The sequence below is a fragment of the Streptomyces sp. NPDC026206 genome (assembly GCF_040638465.1).
In the GTDB taxonomy this organism is placed as follows: domain Bacteria; phylum Actinomycetota; class Actinomycetes; order Streptomycetales; family Streptomycetaceae; genus Streptomyces.
Window position 1 is genome coordinate 13,182 of the sequence record NZ_JBEZYL010000013.1, and the last position, 14,977, is coordinate 28,158.

At 70.9% G+C, this 14,977-nt stretch carries 15 protein-coding genes; 9 read left to right on the top strand and 6 right to left on the bottom strand.

All coding sequences use genetic code 11. The annotated features are described in order from the left end of the window. Window positions 1-84 precede the first annotated feature (84 nt). Entirely contained in the window at window positions 85-1,218 is a 1,134-nt protein-coding gene (gene disA / locus AB0F13_RS19000; protein WP_362083170.1) for a DNA integrity scanning diadenylate cyclase DisA, read from the top strand. Between the two features lie 163 nt (window positions 1,219-1,381). On the opposite strand, the gene AB0F13_RS19005 is transcribed toward disA, so the two are convergent. The 3 genes from AB0F13_RS19005 to AB0F13_RS19015 all read right to left on the bottom strand — a co-directional run bounded on the left by AB0F13_RS19005 (window position 1,382) and on the right by AB0F13_RS19015 (window position 3,066). Further along, entirely contained in the window at window positions 1,382-2,215 is an 834-nt protein-coding gene (locus AB0F13_RS19005) for a hypothetical protein (RefSeq protein ID WP_362083173.1), read from the bottom strand. 151 nt (window positions 2,216-2,366) lie between these two features. Continuing rightward, complete coding sequence (locus tag AB0F13_RS19010) at window positions 2,367-2,858, bottom strand: pyridoxamine 5'-phosphate oxidase (protein ID WP_362083176.1); 492 nt, start codon at window positions 2,856-2,858, stop codon at window positions 2,367-2,369. A gap of 43 nt (window positions 2,859-2,901) precedes the next feature. Next, window positions 2,902-3,066, bottom strand: a complete 165-nt coding sequence (locus AB0F13_RS19015) for a hypothetical protein (RefSeq protein WP_362083179.1) — start codon at window positions 3,064-3,066, stop codon at window positions 2,902-2,904. A gap of 223 nt (window positions 3,067-3,289) precedes the next feature. Here AB0F13_RS19015 and AB0F13_RS19020 point away from each other — a divergent pair, with 223 nt between their 5' ends. From AB0F13_RS19020 to AB0F13_RS19050, 7 genes are all read left to right on the top strand, one after another. After that, window positions 3,290-4,195, top strand: coding sequence for an A/G-specific adenine glycosylase (locus AB0F13_RS19020; RefSeq protein WP_362083182.1), 906 nt, complete (start codon window positions 3,290-3,292; stop codon window positions 4,193-4,195). Window positions 4,196-4,547: 352 nt separating this feature from the next. Next, entirely contained in the window at window positions 4,548-5,096 is a 549-nt protein-coding gene (locus tag AB0F13_RS19025; protein WP_362083184.1) for a SigE family RNA polymerase sigma factor, read from the top strand. Continuing rightward, entirely contained in the window at window positions 5,084-5,722 is a 639-nt protein-coding gene (locus tag AB0F13_RS19030) for a hypothetical protein (RefSeq protein WP_362083187.1), read from the top strand. The genes AB0F13_RS19025 and AB0F13_RS19030 overlap by 13 nt, the downstream gene beginning before the upstream one ends. A 7-nt stretch (window positions 5,723-5,729) precedes the next feature. Continuing rightward, complete coding sequence (cseB, locus tag AB0F13_RS19035) at window positions 5,730-6,434, top strand: two-component system response regulator CseB (RefSeq protein ID WP_362083190.1); 705 nt, start codon at window positions 5,730-5,732, stop codon at window positions 6,432-6,434. A gap of 32 nt (window positions 6,435-6,466) precedes the next feature. After that, on the top strand, window positions 6,467-7,768 hold the full coding sequence (gene cseC / locus AB0F13_RS19040; protein WP_362083193.1) for a two-component system sensor histidine kinase CseC: 1,302 nt from the start codon (window positions 6,467-6,469) through the stop codon (window positions 7,766-7,768). Between the two features lie 200 nt (window positions 7,769-7,968). Then, on the top strand, window positions 7,969-9,006 hold the full coding sequence (locus tag AB0F13_RS19045) for an ATP-binding cassette domain-containing protein (protein ID WP_362083195.1): 1,038 nt from the start codon (window positions 7,969-7,971) through the stop codon (window positions 9,004-9,006). Further along, window positions 9,003-9,812: an ABC transporter permease gene (locus tag AB0F13_RS19050; protein ID WP_362083198.1), complete on the top strand. Its 810-nt coding sequence runs from the start codon at window positions 9,003-9,005 to the stop codon at window positions 9,810-9,812. Before AB0F13_RS19045 ends, AB0F13_RS19050 begins: the two co-directional genes overlap by 4 nt. A 22-nt stretch (window positions 9,813-9,834) precedes the next feature. Here AB0F13_RS19050 and AB0F13_RS19055 read toward each other — a convergent pair whose 3' ends face one another. Together AB0F13_RS19055 and AB0F13_RS19060 are read right to left on the bottom strand one after the other, a co-directional pair. Further along, window positions 9,835-10,296, bottom strand: a complete 462-nt coding sequence (locus tag AB0F13_RS19055; protein WP_362083201.1) for a VOC family protein — start codon at window positions 10,294-10,296, stop codon at window positions 9,835-9,837. Between the two features lie 175 nt (window positions 10,297-10,471). Next, window positions 10,472-11,233 carry a peptidoglycan DD-metalloendopeptidase family protein gene (locus AB0F13_RS19060; RefSeq protein ID WP_362083204.1) on the bottom strand — a complete coding sequence of 254 codons (762 nt, stop codon included), beginning with the start codon at window positions 11,231-11,233 and terminating at the stop codon, window positions 10,472-10,474. A gap of 347 nt (window positions 11,234-11,580) precedes the next feature. On the opposite strand from AB0F13_RS19060, the gene AB0F13_RS19065 reads away from it, so the two are divergent. Next, complete coding sequence (locus AB0F13_RS19065; protein ID WP_362083207.1) at window positions 11,581-11,922, top strand: trypco2 family protein; 342 nt, start codon at window positions 11,581-11,583, stop codon at window positions 11,920-11,922. A gap of 177 nt (window positions 11,923-12,099) precedes the next feature. On the opposite strand, the gene AB0F13_RS19070 is transcribed toward AB0F13_RS19065, so the two are convergent. Next, window positions 12,100-14,625 carry an ATP-dependent Clp protease ATP-binding subunit gene (locus AB0F13_RS19070; protein ID WP_362083210.1) on the bottom strand — a complete coding sequence of 842 codons (2,526 nt, stop codon included), beginning with the start codon at window positions 14,623-14,625 and terminating at the stop codon, window positions 12,100-12,102. Window positions 14,626-14,977: the final 352 nt, after the last annotated feature.

Here is a 14,977-nt window from a genome sequence, read left to right on the forward strand (position 1 = left end):
ACGCGATGCACACGGCGTGCACGACGGCGTGCACGGCAGCAGGGCGGCCCGCGGCACCGTTGACCTTGCGACCGGAGGAGTGCAGTGGCAGCCAACGACCGGGCATCGGGCCCCGGCAAGGCCGGAGGCGGCTCCGGTGGCTCCGGCGTCGAGGGGCTGATGCGCGCTTCGCTGAGCGCCGTCGCGCCCGGCACGCCCCTGCGCGACGGCCTGGAGCGTGTCCTTCGCGGAAACACGGGCGGGCTCATCGTCCTCGGCATGGACAAGACCGTCGAGCAGATGTGCACCGGTGGATTCGTCCTGGACGTCGAGTTCACCGCCACCCGCCTGCGCGAGCTGTGCAAGCTGGACGGCGCGCTGATCATCGACAAGGACATCTCCAAGATCGTGCGGGCGGGTGTCCAGCTCTACCCGGACGCCTCCATCCCCACCGAGGAGACCGGCACCCGCCACCGCACCGCGCAGCGAGCCTCCATCCAGTCCGGCTTCCCCGTCGTCTCGGTCAGCCAGTCGATGCGGCTGATCGCGCTGTACGTGGGCGGGGAGCGCCGCGTCCTGGAGGAGTCGGGGGCGATCCTCTCCCGCGCCAACCAGGCGCTGGCCACCCTGGAGCGCTACAAGCTCCGCCTGGACGAGGTCGCCGGCACGCTCTCCGCGCTGGAGATCGAGGACCTGGTCACCGTCCGGGACGTCACGGCCGTCTCGCAGCGGCTGGAGATGGTGCGCCGCATCGCCACGGAGATCGCGGAGTACGTGGTCGAGCTGGGCACCGACGGCCGGCTGCTCTCGCTCCAGCTGGACGAGTTGATCGCCGGCGTGGAGCCCGAGCGCGAGCTGGTCGTGCGGGACTACGTCCCCGAGCCGACCGCCAAGCGCACGCGCACGGTCGCCGAGGCCCTCTCCGAGCTGGACTCCCTCACCCACGCCGAGCTGCTCGAACTGCCCATCGTGGCAAGGGCGCTGGGATACAGCGGCTCCCCGGAGACGCTGGACTCGGCGGTCTCGCCGCGCGGCTACCGCCTGCTGGCGAAGGTGCCCCGGCTGCCCGGCGCCATCATCGAGCGGCTCGTGGACCACTTCGGGGGGCTGCAGAAGCTCCTCGCTGCGAGCGTGGACGACCTGCAGACGGTCGACGGCGTCGGCGAGGCCCGCGCCCGTTCGGTCCGCGAGGGTCTCTCGCGGCTGGCGGAGTCCTCGATCCTCGAGCGGTACGTGTAGAAGCCGCGGATCAACCGCTGATAAGCCGCGGATACGAGTGAGGGCCCCGCATCGGCGGGGCCCTCACTCGTTCACGTCTTCACGCCCTCACGCCCACATGCCTTCACGCCTCGGGCGGCCGGGCGGTCTCAGGCAACCGAGCGGTCTCAGGCAGCCGAGCGCCTCAGGCGTTCTCCAGGACGAACTCCGTGCGCTCGGTGACGCCCGCCACCTTCACCTCGACCTTGTACGTCCCCGGCGCCGCGGCGGCGGCGGACGGCGTCGCACAGCGCGGGGCGCTGCGCTTGCGGTCCCACTCCAGCGTGCGCTTGGTCTCGCCCGAGCCCGGCACTTCGAAGAGCACGGGGCCCGTGCCGCGGGGGCAGTCGTCGGACGCCCACACGTGCTCTTCGCCCTTGCTGTCCGTGATCTTCAGCAGGGCGGCGGCGGTGCCGAAGTTGACCTTGCAGGCGCTGCCACCGGAGTTCTGCACGACGAGCTCGAACTTCGGCTTCTCGTCGGGCCGGTAGGAGGCCTTGACGCTGCGTACCGAAATCTTCACCGACCCTGACGTGCAGTCGGGCAGGCTCGATCCGGCCGGGACCGCCTTGCCGTCGCCGGTCACCGCCAGACCGGCGCCGCCGCCGAAGCCGCCCACGCTGCCCGCACCGCCGGAGCCGCCGCCCGTACCGGCGCCTCCACCGGAACCACCGCTCGTACCGCCGCCGGCGGCTCCACCGCTGCCGGCGCCGCCGCCGTTGCCGGAATCGTCACGTCCGCCGGGCCGTTGACTGTTGTGCGGCCCGGAAGGGGTCGGCCCGGGCGTGATCGTGGTGTCCGACGAACCCTTGCCGTCGGAGGCCTCGCTCTGGGAACCCTCGGAACCGTCACCACCCCCCAGCGCGAACAGCCACACCATCACCAGTACGAGAAGGCCGAGCAGGCCAAGCGCAACTGCCCTCCGCCGCCAGTAGATGGAGGAGGGAAGCGGCCCGATCGGATTGCGCAGAGATCCCACGCGAAGACTCTACGAGAGATCGGCCAGGGCACCAGCCAGTACCCGCCGTAGGAGTGCCTACTTTTCTCATGATCTGCCCGCTACCGGACCTCTTGGAGGGCATCGGCGCCGGTCGCGGGCAGCGTCAACAAGCGGTACGTGTACGGCGGTTTCAGGCCGAAAACGGGTGCGGCCACTCGGTCTTGTGCCCGAAGCCGCGGCCATTGTCGACGACGCGCAGCCAGTCCGGGCGCAGCTCCCACAATTCGGAACGCTCCATGGCCTGTCGGAGCCGGTCGGTGCCTTCCACGTACGGAAAGCGCGCGCTGTAGGCGTGCCAGGCCGTGGCACGGTCGGCGCCTTCCAGCAGGCGGCAGGTGCCGCGGCCCTGAATCCCGGTCAGGGCGGTCCAGTCCTGGCCGTCGCACTGCGCGGTGAAGGCGACGCGCGCATCGCCGGAGAGAAGGGCGCGGCCGTGCCGGGTGCCGGGGGATGCGACGAAGACCAGGCAGGGGCCTTGACCGCTGTCCGGTTGCCGGTCGGCGACGGCGTAGAACACGGCGCACGCCTGCGGGCCGCCCTCGTCCACGTACGCCAGGGTCAAGGTCGTGTGCGCGTCGAGGGCCGCCCTGATGGTGGGCGGGAACGTCTCCGTAGGAGTCATGTGTTCAGCGTAGGCAGAATCCGCCGCGCCCCGTCCGCGCCCCTCAGTTCCGGTGGCAGGCGAAGGTGCGGGCTCCGCCGGGGCCGCTCTCCACGATGGAGCTGGAGCACCCCTCCGGGCAGACCGGCGCGGCGGCCGCGGCGTTGCGGCAGCGCTCGGGCGGGTGGCGGCAGGCGGAGCAGTACCAGCCGGGTGCGAGTGCGGGCATGGGTGTCACGTCCCACCACAGGGGGTTCGCGCACGCGCGGCAACGGACGAGGGGCGGTACTTCGCGGCCGGTCTCCATTCCGGCCAGGGTCACGGAGGCCGCCGGTCGTGCGGGCCGGTTGGCGCGTCCGGTCACCCGAACGGGGCGGACCGGGGCCGGCATGGCCGACGCGGGCCCGGCGCGTTTCCCCGGCCCGGCGCGGGCATGCCAGGATCGGGGTGCCATGACTGCGATGCCTGCCACCACGCCCCAGACGTCCACCCTTCTGCACGCCCCGGTGATCGACTGGTTCGGCGTGCACGCCCGCGACCTGCCCTGGCGCCGCCCGGAGGCCGGGCCGTGGGGGGTGATGGTCAGCGAGTTCATGCTGCAGCAGACCCCGGTGAGCCGGGTACTGCCCGTGTACGAGCAGTGGCTGGCCCGCTGGCCGCGCCCCGCGGACCTCGCGGCCGAGCCGCCGGGCGAGGCGGTCCGCGCCTGGGGACGGCTGGGCTACCCCCGCCGCGCGCTGCGGCTGCACGCCGCCGCCTCGGCGATCACCGAGCGGCACGGCGGCGAGGTGCCGGACGACCACGCCAAGCTGCTGGCGCTGCCGGGCGTCGGCGAGTACACGGCTGCGGCCGTGGCGTCGTTCGCCTACGGGCAGCGGCACGCGGTCCTCGACACCAACGTCCGCCGCGTCTTCGCCCGCGCGCTGACCGGCGCCCAGTACCCCCCGAACGCCACGACGGCCGCCGAGCGCAGGCTCGCCCGGGCGCTGCTGCCCGAGGACGAGACGGCCGCCGCCCGCTGGGCCGCCGCCACGATGGAACTGGGCGCGCTGGTCTGCACGGCCCGTACGCCCGGCTGCGGCCGCTGCCCGATCGCCGCCGAGTGCGCCTGGCTGGCCGCCGGGTCGCCCGAGCACGACGGGCCGCCGCGCCGCGGCCAGACCTACGCGGGTACGGACCGCCAGGTGCGCGGCAAGCTGCTGGCGGTGCTGCGGGAGGCGGTCACGCCGGTGCCGCAGGCGGCGCTCGACGCGGTGTGGCACGAGCCGGTGCAGCGGGCCAGGGCGCTGGACGGGCTGGTGGCCGACGGCCTGGTCGAGCCGCTGGCGGGCGGCCTGTACCGGCTGCCGCTCACGTAGGCGTCCGGCACGCAGCCGTCACACAGCTCCGGCACAGCCACCGCACGGCCCGCGGACAGCCGTCGCGCAGCCCGGCGACAGCGACGGCACAGCCCGGGAACAGCCACCGCGCAGCCCGTTCAAAGGTTCGTCACACAAACCGTCGTTCGACGCTGCCCCGTGGTGCTGCGAAACGGACAGAGCCGCTCTTTCCCCGATCTATCCGCCGGGCTGTTACACAACCTATGGACAGCTGTGCACCTGCCGAAGGGCTGCTGCACATCACGTTGCAACAGCTCCTCCGTAGCGTCCTTTCCGTGCTGGAGGACCACCAGCGTGACGCGGGGACGCAAGTGGAATGGAGGCTGCGAGTATGGCCAGCAGCGGCAAGGTTCTGGACTTCGAAGAGTACGTGCGCAACCGTCAGGACGCCCTCCTGCGCAGCGCCCGGCGGCTCGTTCCGGACCCGATCGACGCGCAGGACCTCCTCCAGACCGCCCTCGTCCGCACGTACGGCCGCTGGGAAGGCATAGCGGACAAGTCGCTGGCCGACGCCTACCTGCGCCGCGTCATGATCAACACTCGTACGGAGTGGTGGCGCGCCCGCAAGCTCGACGAGGTGCCCACCGAGCAGCTCCCCGACGCCAGCGTCGAGGACGGCACCGAGCAGCACGCCGACCGCGCCCTGCTGATGGACATCCTCGGCGTTCTGGCGCCCAAGCAGCGCAGTGTGGTCGTGCTGCGACACTGGGAGCAGATGAGCACGGAGGAGACCGCGGAGGCGCTCGGCATGTCGACCGGCACGGTCAAGAGCACGCTGCACCGGGCCCTGGCCCGGCTCCGTCAGGAGCTGGAGAGCCGGGACCTGGACTTCCACGCCCTTGAGCGCGTCGATCGGGGGCGGGAACGGTGCGCGGCCTGAGCAGGGCACCTGGCATCAAGCCGGCGCTGATCACCGGTGGCGCGGTCTCCGCACTGGCCGCGACCGCCGGTTTTCTGCTTGCCGGTTGCGGTGCGAGCAGTGAGGGCGTGCGCCAGGAAGGGCCCGCCCAGACCCAGTCCGCGGCGAAGGCCGCGACCCGGATGCCCTCGGCGACCGCCTCCGCGGCGCAGGGGAAGGTCGACGCGGTCAAGCTGATCAAGGCCGACCCCAAGGTCAGCGATCAGATCAAGAAGAACCTCAAGCCGTGCGTGAAGGACCACTACCCGGTCGACGTCATCTACGGCCAGCTCACCGGGGCGTCCCGCGCCGACATCGTGGTGAACCTCCTGACCTGCGGGGACTCCATAGGCATCGGCTCGTATGTGTACCGTCCCAAGGGTGACTCGTACGAGAATGTGTTCGCGGCCGAGCAGTCCCCCGTCTACGCCGACATCGACCGGCGCGACCTTGTGATCACCAAGCAGGTCTACGCTCCGGGTGACGCCGTGTGCTGCGCCTCGGGGGAAGATGTCCTGACGTACCACTGGTCGGACGGCTCCTTCCAGGAGTCCGGCCGTACGCACACCGACTACGGCAAGGTCGGGAACAAGGGAACGGAGGGCTGAGGGCAGCGTGGCCGATACGCATGTGCTCTTCGTCGAGGACGACGACGTCATCCGGGAGGCGACCCAGCTCGCGCTGGAGCGCGACGGCTTCCTGGTGACCGCGGTGCCGGACGGGTTGCTGGGGCTGGAGAGCTTCCGGGCCCGGCAGCCGGACATCGCGCTGCTGGACGTCATGGTTCCGGGACTGGACGGGGTCAGCCTGTGCCGCCGGATCCGCGACGAGTCGACCGTCCCTGTGATCATGCTGTCGGCGCGTGCGGACTCCATCGACGTCGTCCTCGGGCTGGAGGCCGGCGCCGACGACTACGTGACCAAGCCCTTCGACGGTGCCGTGCTCGTCGCCCGGATACGGGCCGTGCTGCGCCGCTTCGGGCACGCCAGCGGCGCGGCCGGCGGAGCGGCGGAGGCGTCCGAGGCGGTCGAGGGCGGGGTGCTGCGCTTCGGCGACCTGGAGGTCGACACGGAGGGCATGGAGGTCCGCAAGGCCGGTGCGCCCGTCTCCCTCACCCCCACCGAGATGCGGCTGCTGCTGGAGTTCTCCGCGGCGCCCGGCACGGTGCTCTCCCGCGACCGGCTGCTGGAGCGGGTCTGGGACTACGGCTGGGGCGGCGACACGCGCGTCGTCGACGTGCACGTGCAGCGGCTGCGCGGCAAGATCGGCCAGGACCGCATCGAGACGGTCCGCGGCTTCGGCTACAAGCTCCGAGGCTGACCGTAGGTGTCCGTGAAACCCATGGTCGTGACGTGGTGAAGCTCGCGCTCCGCAGTGGTCTGCGCTGGAAGGTCAGCCTGGCCATCGCGGGTGTCGGCGCGCTCGTGGCCGTCGCACTCAGCCTCGTGGTCCACAACGCTGCCCGCGTCTCCATGCTCAACAGCAGCCGCGACCAGATGGACGACCGCGTCCAGATCGCCCAGCGCTACTACGAGTCCACGGGCGGCAAGCTGATGCTCCGCGCGAAGGTGGACGACCCGGACCTGCCCAAGCCGCTGCGCGACGCCGCCGACCTGGGACTGCGCGCCACCTACCTGCAGGACAGCGGCAACGCCGCGCCCGAGGTGTGGGCCTCGACGCCGCTGCGCAACGGCAGAATTCTCTCGATCCACACGCGCTTCAAGGACCGCTACGACATCCTCAACGACCTCGACCGGGCCCTGATCATCGGCTCGGTCTCGGTCGTACTCGGCGGCTGCGCCCTGGGCATCCTCGTCGGCGGCCAGCTCTCCCGGCGGCTGCGCAAGGCGGCCACGGCGGCCCGCAGGCTCGCCGACGGCGACCCCGACGTCCGCGTCCGCGACGCCATCGGCGGCCGGGTGCGCGACGAGGCGGACGACCTGGCGCGCGCCGTCGACGGCATGGCCGAGGCGCTGCGCGACCGGCTGGAGGCCGAGCGGCGCGTCACCGCCGACATCGCGCACGAGCTGCGCACCCCCGTCACCGGCCTGCTGACCGCGGCGGAACTGCTGCCCCCGGGCCGGCCGACCGAGCTCGTACGGGACCGGGCGCAGGCCATGCGCACACTGGTCGAGGACGTCCTGGAGGTCGCCCGGCTGGACAGCTTCGCCGAGCGCGCCGAGCTGCAGGACATCGAGCTCGGCGAGTTCGTGCTGCGCCGCGTGCGGTCGGTCGCACCGGAGGCCCAGGTCACGGTCGCCCGCAGCGCCTACGTCTCCACCGACCCGCGCCGGCTGGAGCGCATCCTGGGCAACCTGCTGGCCAACGCCGCCAAGCACGGCAAGGGCCCCGTCGAGGTCACGGTCGAGGGCCGGGTACTGCGCGTGCGCGACCACGGGCCCGGCTTTCCCGAGGAACTGCTGCAGGAGGGCCCGAGCCGGTTCCGCACGGGCAGCAAGGACCGCGCAGGCAAGGGCCACGGCCTGGGCCTGACCATCGCCGCCGGCCAGGCCCGCGTCCTGGGCGCCCGCCTGACCTTCCGCAACGCCGACCCCGACGTGGAGGGCTCGGGCGGCGCGATCGCCGTGCTCTGGCTGCCGGAGTCGTCCCCGACGAGCACGGGCAGCTTCCCGATCATCCAGGTACCGGACTGACGACGGGCCTGATTCTCAGCCCGTCAGTCAGCCCATCGGTCAGCCCGTCACTCAGCCCGTCCGGCGATGGAGGACCGGGTGCGGGGCGGAGCCCCGGTCGCTGACGCGCGGAGTGTCAGTGGCATGGGTCACAGTGGGTGAGGGGCGCAGAAGGGCGCGCCGCCGCACAGCCCGCAGCCGCGGAACCGAGGGGGCATCCCATGAGTTACGCGATCCAGGCGGAAGGCCTGGCCAAACGGTTCAAGGAGACGCAGGCCCTGGCCGGCGTGGACCTCGCCGCCCGCACCGGCACGGTCCTCGGCATGCTCGGCCCGAACGGCGCCGGCAAGACCACCGCCGTCCGGATCTTCGCGACGCTGCTCACCCCCGACGGCGGCCGCGCCGAGGCCGGCGGCCATGACGTCGTGCGGGAGGCCGGCCTGGTCCGCGCCATGATCGGACTGACCGGGCAGTACGCCGCGGTCGACGAGAACCTCACCGGCACCGAGAACCTGCTGATGATCGGCCGGTTGCTGGGCATGACCAGAGCCGACGCCCGGGCCCGGGCGCGGGAACTGCTGGACCGCTTTCACCTCGGCGACGCGGCGGGCCGGGCCACCAAGACGTACTCGGGCGGCATGCGGCAGCGGCTCGACCTGGCGGCGAGCCTCGTCGGCAGGCCGGCCATCCTCTTCCTCGACGAGCCCACCACCGGGCTCGACCCGCAGAGCCGGGGCGAGCTCTGGGACATGCTGCGCGGCCTGATCGCCGACGGGATGACGGCGCTGCTGACGACGCAGTATCTGAACGAGGCCGACCGGCTCGCCGACGACATCGTGGTCATCGACAAGGGCCGGGTGATCGCCGAAGGCACGCCCGACCAGCTGAAGTCGCAGGTCGGCGGGCAGGTCCTGCAGCTCAGGCCCGTGCACAGCGCCGACCTCGCCACCGCCCACGCGCTGATCGTGGAGGCGGCCGGCCCACAGGCCCGGATCGAGGGCGACGGGATCACCGCGCCCGTGAACGATCCGGCGCTGATGCCCGCGGTCGTGCGCAAGCTCGACCAGGCGGCGATCGCGGTGGGCGAGCTGGCGCTGCGCCGCTCCTCGCTGGACGAGGTCTTCCTGGCGCTGACCGGCCACCGGACCGCAGGGCCCGCGCGGCCCGGGGAGCCGGCGGCCGGGGAGCCGCGCAGCGGCGGGCGAAGGCCCGGCGACGGCGGCGCCGACGCGTACGAGACGGCCGGGAGCCCGTCATGACCGCCGCCACCGCCGCCGCGCCCCTGGGCCGCGGCGGCCGGGTGGGACCGCTGGCCGCGCTGCGGCAGACCGCCACGATGGCCTGGCGGAGCCTGGTGTCGGTCAAGCACAATCCGCTGGAGCTGGTCGACTACAGCATCACGCCGATCATGTTCGTGTTCCTGTTCACCTTCGTGTTCGGCGGGCAGATGGCCGGCTCGCCCAAGGCGTATCTGCAGTACGCACTGGCGGGCGTCATCGTGCAGAACACGCTGTTCATGACCACGTACACGGCGATGTCGCTGAACACCGACCTGACCAAGGGCGTCTTCGACCGGCTGCGGAGCCTGCCGATAGCGAGATCCGCCCCGCTGTTCGGGCGGATCGCCGCCGATCTCGTCAAGCAGCTGTGGGCGATGCTGCTGATGATCGGGCTCGGCGTGATCTTGGGGTTCCGCATCACGGGCGGCCCGGCCGGCTTCCTCGGCGCCACGCTGATGCTGCTGATCTTCGCCGCGGCCGTGTCCTGGACGGCGGTCCTGATCGGCATGCTGGCGGGCGACGCCGAGAAGGTGCAGGTCTTCGCCTTCGTGCTGATCTTCCCGATCACGTTCACCAGCAGTGCCTTCGTCCGGACCGAGACCATGCCGGGCTGGCTGCAGGCATGGGTGCACATCAACCCGGTGACCCACCTGTCGGACGCCTTCCGCGGGCTGCTGCTCGGCGGGGACACGGGCGGGCCGGTCCTGTGGACCCTGGTGTGGGCGGCCGGGATCTCGGCGGTCTTCATACCGGTGGCGATGCGGGCCTACCGCGCCCGCGCGTAGGCCCGCGGGATCACACCCGTCCTCACATGGGGTCCACGCACTCCCCCCAGCCCTTGCTGGTGTCCAGCTGCTCAAGCGGCTGGGTCAGCGAGAACCAGTTGCCGGAGTCGTCACGGAGGATCGCCTCGGTGCCGTACGGGCGCTCCTGGGGTTCCTGGAGGAACTCCACGCCCTTGGACCTGAGCGCCTCGTAATCCCGATGGACGTCGTCGGTCCTGAGCACCCCCGCGCCCAGCGTGCCCTTGGCGACGAGCCTCTTCATGGCCTCGGCCGACTCGGGGTCCAGGCCGGGCGGGCCGGGGACCATCAGGGTCAGCTCGACGTCCGGCTGGTCCTCGGCGCCGACGGTGAGCCAGCGCATGCCGTTGTCGCCGCCGATGGTCATGTCGTTACGGACCTCGAAGCCGAGCTTCTCGGTGTAGAACTCCTTGGCCCGGTCCTGGTCGAGGACCCAGACGGTGGTGATGGCGATGCCCTTGATCATGATGTGCTCCGTACGTGCCGCTACGGATGATGCGTGGCTGCACTGACCACGGTAGGCACAGGCGGTACCGGTCGGCTTCCCGGAGCAGTGGCGGGCTCATCGGGCACTGCGCACGACGAAGCCGGCGCACCGCGAATGCGGTGCGCCGGCTCGTGATCCTGTCGTCGCATGGACGTCAGAGGGTCTCGCCGTGGGCCTTCAGGAAGCCGACCGGCTCGACGGCGGTGCCGTAGTTGGGGGTGGTGCGGATCTCGAAGTGCAGGTGGGGACCGGACGAGTTGCCGGTGGAGCCGGACAGGCCGATCTGCTGGCCGGTGGTCACGGTCTGGCCGACGGAGACCTTCACCTGCGACAGGTGCGCGTACTGCGAATACGTGTTGTCACTGTGCTTGATCACAATGGCGTTGCCGTACGCCGGACCGTCGCCACCGCCATTGGGGCCGGCCTTGACGACCGTACCGCCGTGCACGGCCATGACGGACGTACCGGTACCGACGACGAGGTCCTGGCCACTGTGCTTGTGGGCCCACATGGAGCCGGCCTTACCGAACGGCTGGCCGATCTGGTAGCCGGCGACGGGGGCGACCCAGCCGTCGGCGCGCTTGCGCGAGGCCTCGGCCTGCTTGCGGATGTCCTCCGCACGCTTCGCGGCATCCCGCTTGGCCTGCTCGGCGTCCTGCTTCGCCTTCTCGGCAGCCTGCTTCTCCTTCTCCGCCACCTTCAGCTGCGTCGCGGCCTGCGCGTTCAGCGCGTCACCCAGCGCCGTGACGGACGCGAACGCGGGGAACTGACCGGCCACGGAAGCCGTGGTGTCGGCAGCGAGCGCGACCCCGGAACCGAGCCCGACCGAGGCTCCCAGGCCGACGACCACCATGGCGGCGGTGCGGGCACGGAAAGCGGTCTTGCTCGAGTTACGGAAAGCGGTGCGCTTCGACATACGGATAAACCTCCAGGCATGAATGGGTCCCGGCTGCGGACCGGGATCGCCATACCTTGGTAACCAGCGCTTCCGGGGGTTGCCAAGTAGCCCTTCTACGAACAAACGCCGTATGGAGGCAGGGACTTTCTGCCCCTTACCCGGAGCCCGGCCCCGGAAAATGCGCCTTTCCGTCGGCGGAATTTCCGCTAAAGCGCGTAGTAGGCCCTCTGGGCGCTGTGCCCCATGTCACCGCGCGGGGCCTGCGGGACCCCTCCGTTCCTGGTCCGCAGGGCCCGCTCCGGCGGGTACGCTCCGGTTCGGCACACGCACCGACCGTGCGGACCGGAGAGCCGGGGGGCACCACGATGAGCGAAGGTTTCGAGGGCATCGAGCTGGCGGACGCGGTCCGGGCGGTCCGCGAGGGCCTGACCGAAGCGGCGGCCGAGGGGGCCGGGGAGGCCCTGTCGTTCGACGTCGGCGAGATCGCCCTGGAGTTCACGGTCGAGATCCGCAAGGACGCCAAGGCGGGCGGCAAGGTCAAGGCCTGGGTCGTCGACGCAGGTGCGGACACCTCACACGGCTCGACCCGTACCCACAAGCTCGCCTTCACCCTGACGCCGAGGGACCGGGGCACGGGCCACGGCTGGAAGGTCGGCAACGACCGGCCGGCGGGTCTCTCGGGATTCGGCCCGGCCGCCGGCCGGTGACGGGGGCGCCGACGCCGCCCCTGCAGCCCGGCGCGCTCGCGGACGGCACGGGCCGTATCGTCCACGGGCATATCCCCGGCTCGCAGGCCGGGCAACAACGAAATCGGCCCCGGAACCGTGAACCACGGTCCCGGGGCCGACCCGGTTGGTCACCGAGCGCGAGCGCGCTCCGCGCGCTTACGCGTCCTTCGACAGGTTCGGGCCCGCGCCACCGGCGGCGGACTCGACCGGCGGGGTGTCCGGCAGGGCCGTCTTCTCCTCGCCGCGGAAGGTGAACTTCTTCTCCTCGCCCTCGCCCTCCGTGCCGACGACCACGATGTGGCCCGGACGGAGCTCGCCGAAGAGGATCTTCTCGGAGAGGATGTCCTCGATCTCGCGCTGGATCGTGCGGCGCAGCGGGCGGGCGCCCAGGATGGGGTCGTAGCCCTTCTTCGCCAGGAGCGACTTGGCCTCGGAGCTGAGCTCGATGCCCATGTCGCGGTCCTTGAGCCGCTCGTCCACCTTGGCGACCATGAGGTCGACGATCTGGATGATGTCTTCCTCGGTCAGCTGGTGGAAGACCACCGTGTCATCGACACGGTTGAGGAACTCGGGCCGGAAGTGCTGCTTGAGCTCTTCGTTGACCTTCGCCTTCATCCGCTCGTACCCGGTCTTGACGTCGCCCTGGGCGGCGAAGCCCAGGTTGAAGCCCTTGGAGATGTCCCGGGTGCCGAGGTTGGTCGTCATGATGATGACGGTGTTCTTGAAATCGACCACGCGGCCCTGGGAATCGGTCAGGCGACCGTCCTCCAGGATCTGCAGCAGCGAGTTGAAGATATCGGGGTGGGCCTTCTCGACCTCGTCGAAGAGAACCACGGAGAACGGCTTGCGGCGCACCTTCTCGGTGAGCTGGCCGCCCTCTTCGTAACCGACGTATCCGGGCGGGGAGCCGAAGAGACGCGAGACGGTGTGCTTCTCGCTGAACTCCGACATGTCGAGGGAGATCAGTGCGTCCTCGTCGCCGAAGAGGAATTCGGCGAGCGTCTTGGACAGCTCGGTCTTACCGACCCCGGAGGGGCCGGCGAAGATGAACGATCCGCCGGGACGCTTCGGGTCCTTCAGGCCCGCACGGGTGCGCCGGATGGCCTGGGAGAGCGCCTTGATGGCGTCCTTCTGGCCGATGACGCGCTTGTGCAGCTCGTCCTCCATGCGCAGCAGGCGGGAGGACTCCTCCTCCGTCAGCTTGAAGACCGGGATGCCGGTGGCCGTGGCCAGGACCTCGGCGATCAGCTCGCCGTCGACCTCGGCGACGACGTCCATGTCGCCGGCCTTCCATTCCTTCTCCCGCTTGGCCTTCGCGGCCAGCAGCTGCTTCTCCTTGTCGCGGAGAGAGGCGGCCTTCTCGAAGTCCTGCGAGTCGATCGCGGACTCCTTCTCCCGGCGCACGTCGGCGATCTTCTCGTCGAACTCGCGGAGGTCCGGCGGCGCGGTCATCCGGCGGATGCGCATCCGGGAGCCGGCCTCGTCGATCAGGTCGATCGCCTTGTCCGGCAGGAAGCGGTCGGAGATGTAGCGGTCGGCCAGCTGGGCGGCCTGGACCAGGGCCTCGTCCGTGATGGAGACGCGGTGGTGCGCCTCGTAGCGGTCGCGCAGGCCCTTGAGGATCTCGATCGTGTGCGGCAGCGACGGCTCGGCGACCTGGATGGGCTGGAAGCGGCGCTCGAGGGCGGCGTCCTTCTCCAGGTGCTTGCGGTACTCGTCGAGCGTGGTGGCACCGATGGTCTGCAGCTCGCCGCGGGCCAGCATCGGCTTGAGGATGCTGGCGGCGTCGATCGCGCCCTCGGCGGCGCCCGCACCCACCAGGGTGTGGAGCTCGTCGATGAACAGGATGATGTCGCCGCGGGTGCGGATCTCCTTGAGGACCTTCTTCAGGCGCTCCTCGAAGTCACCGCGGTAGCGGGAGCCGGCGACCAGGGCACCGAGGTCCAGGGTGTAGAGGTGCTTGTCCTTGAGGGTCTCGGGCACCTCGCCCTTGACGATGGCCTGGGCCAGGCCCTCGACGACGGCGGTCTTGCCGACGCCGGGCTCGCCGATGAGGACAGGGTTGTTCTTGGTACGGCGGGACAGCACCTGCATGACCCGCTCGATCTCCTTCTCGCGCCCGATGACCGGGTCGAGCTTGGACTCGCGAGCGGCCTGCGTGAGGTTGCGGCCGAACTGGTCCAGGACGAGCGAGGTCGAGGGGGTGCCCTCGGCCGGACCGCCTGCGGTGGCGGCTTCCTTGCCCTGGTAGCCGGAGAGCAGCTGGATGACCTGCTGCCGCACCCGGTTGAGGTCGGCACCCAGCTTGACCAGGACCTGCGCGGCGACGCCCTCGCCCTCGCGGATCAGGCCGAGCAGGATGTGCTCCGTACCGATGTAGTTGTGGCCGAGCTGAAGGGCCTCGCGGAGCGACAGCTCCAGGACCTTCTTGGCACGGGGAGTGAAGGGGATGTGGCCGGACGGGGCCTGCTGCCCCTGCCCGATGATCTCCTCCACCTGCTGGCGGACCGCCTCGAGCGAAATCCCGAGGCTCTCCAGGGCCTTAGCGGCGACACCCTCACCCTCGTGGATCAGGCCCAGGAGGATGTGCTCGGTGCCGATGTAGTTGTGGTTGAGCATCCGGGCTTCTTCCTGAGCCAGGACGACAACCCGCCGCGCGCGGTCGGTGAACCTCTCGAACATCGTTAATCGCTCCTCAGAGCGGTCAGGCAGTTAGGGGTCGGTCCCCTCCCTGTCCTTCCGCATGCTAGTCCCGCGGGACGGGACAGCTCATTCCAACTGCCGACATCCGTCCGGATCACCCCGCGTCGGCGGGGAAACCTACTGCCGAACAGCCGACATCTCCTCCAACCCGATGGTGGGAGACGATGTTCCCGCAGGCCAGGCATATACGCCCACCACCACTACGCCCACGGCGAACGCCCGCTTGCCCCGACACGCCCGCCCGCAACCGCGTCACCACCCGTGGTAACGCGCTACAGGGCCCGCTATATCGCCTCTCCCCACGGGGAAAGTCCTACCCGCAAGCACTGAC

Excerpts from the sequence above, each read along its gene's own strand:
- AB0F13_RS19025 (WP_362083184.1), top strand. The coding sequence starts at position 4,548 with ATGGCCAGCAGCGGCAAGGTTCTGGACTTCGAAGAGTACGTGCGCAAC.
- AB0F13_RS19015 (WP_362083179.1), bottom strand. The coding sequence starts at position 3,066 with ATGCCCGCACTCGCACCCGGCTGGTACTGCTCCGCCTGCCGCCACCCG.
- AB0F13_RS19070 (WP_362083210.1), bottom strand. The coding sequence starts at position 14,625 with ATGTTCGAGAGGTTCACCGACCGCGCGCGGCGGGTTGTCGTCCTGGCT.
- AB0F13_RS19045 (WP_362083195.1), top strand. The coding sequence starts at position 7,969 with ATGAGTTACGCGATCCAGGCGGAAGGCCTGGCCAAACGGTTCAAGGAG.
- AB0F13_RS19060 (WP_362083204.1), bottom strand. The coding sequence starts at position 11,233 with ATGTCGAAGCGCACCGCTTTCCGTAACTCGAGCAAGACCGCTTTCCGT.
- AB0F13_RS19010 (WP_362083176.1), bottom strand. The coding sequence starts at position 2,858 with ATGACTCCTACGGAGACGTTCCCGCCCACCATCAGGGCGGCCCTCGAC.
- AB0F13_RS19055 (WP_362083201.1), bottom strand. The coding sequence starts at position 10,296 with ATGATCAAGGGCATCGCCATCACCACCGTCTGGGTCCTCGACCAGGAC.
- AB0F13_RS19020 (WP_362083182.1), top strand. The coding sequence starts at position 3,290 with ATGACTGCGATGCCTGCCACCACGCCCCAGACGTCCACCCTTCTGCAC.
- AB0F13_RS19065 (WP_362083207.1), top strand. The coding sequence starts at position 11,581 with ATGAGCGAAGGTTTCGAGGGCATCGAGCTGGCGGACGCGGTCCGGGCG.
- AB0F13_RS19050 (WP_362083198.1), top strand. The coding sequence starts at position 9,003 with ATGACCGCCGCCACCGCCGCCGCGCCCCTGGGCCGCGGCGGCCGGGTG.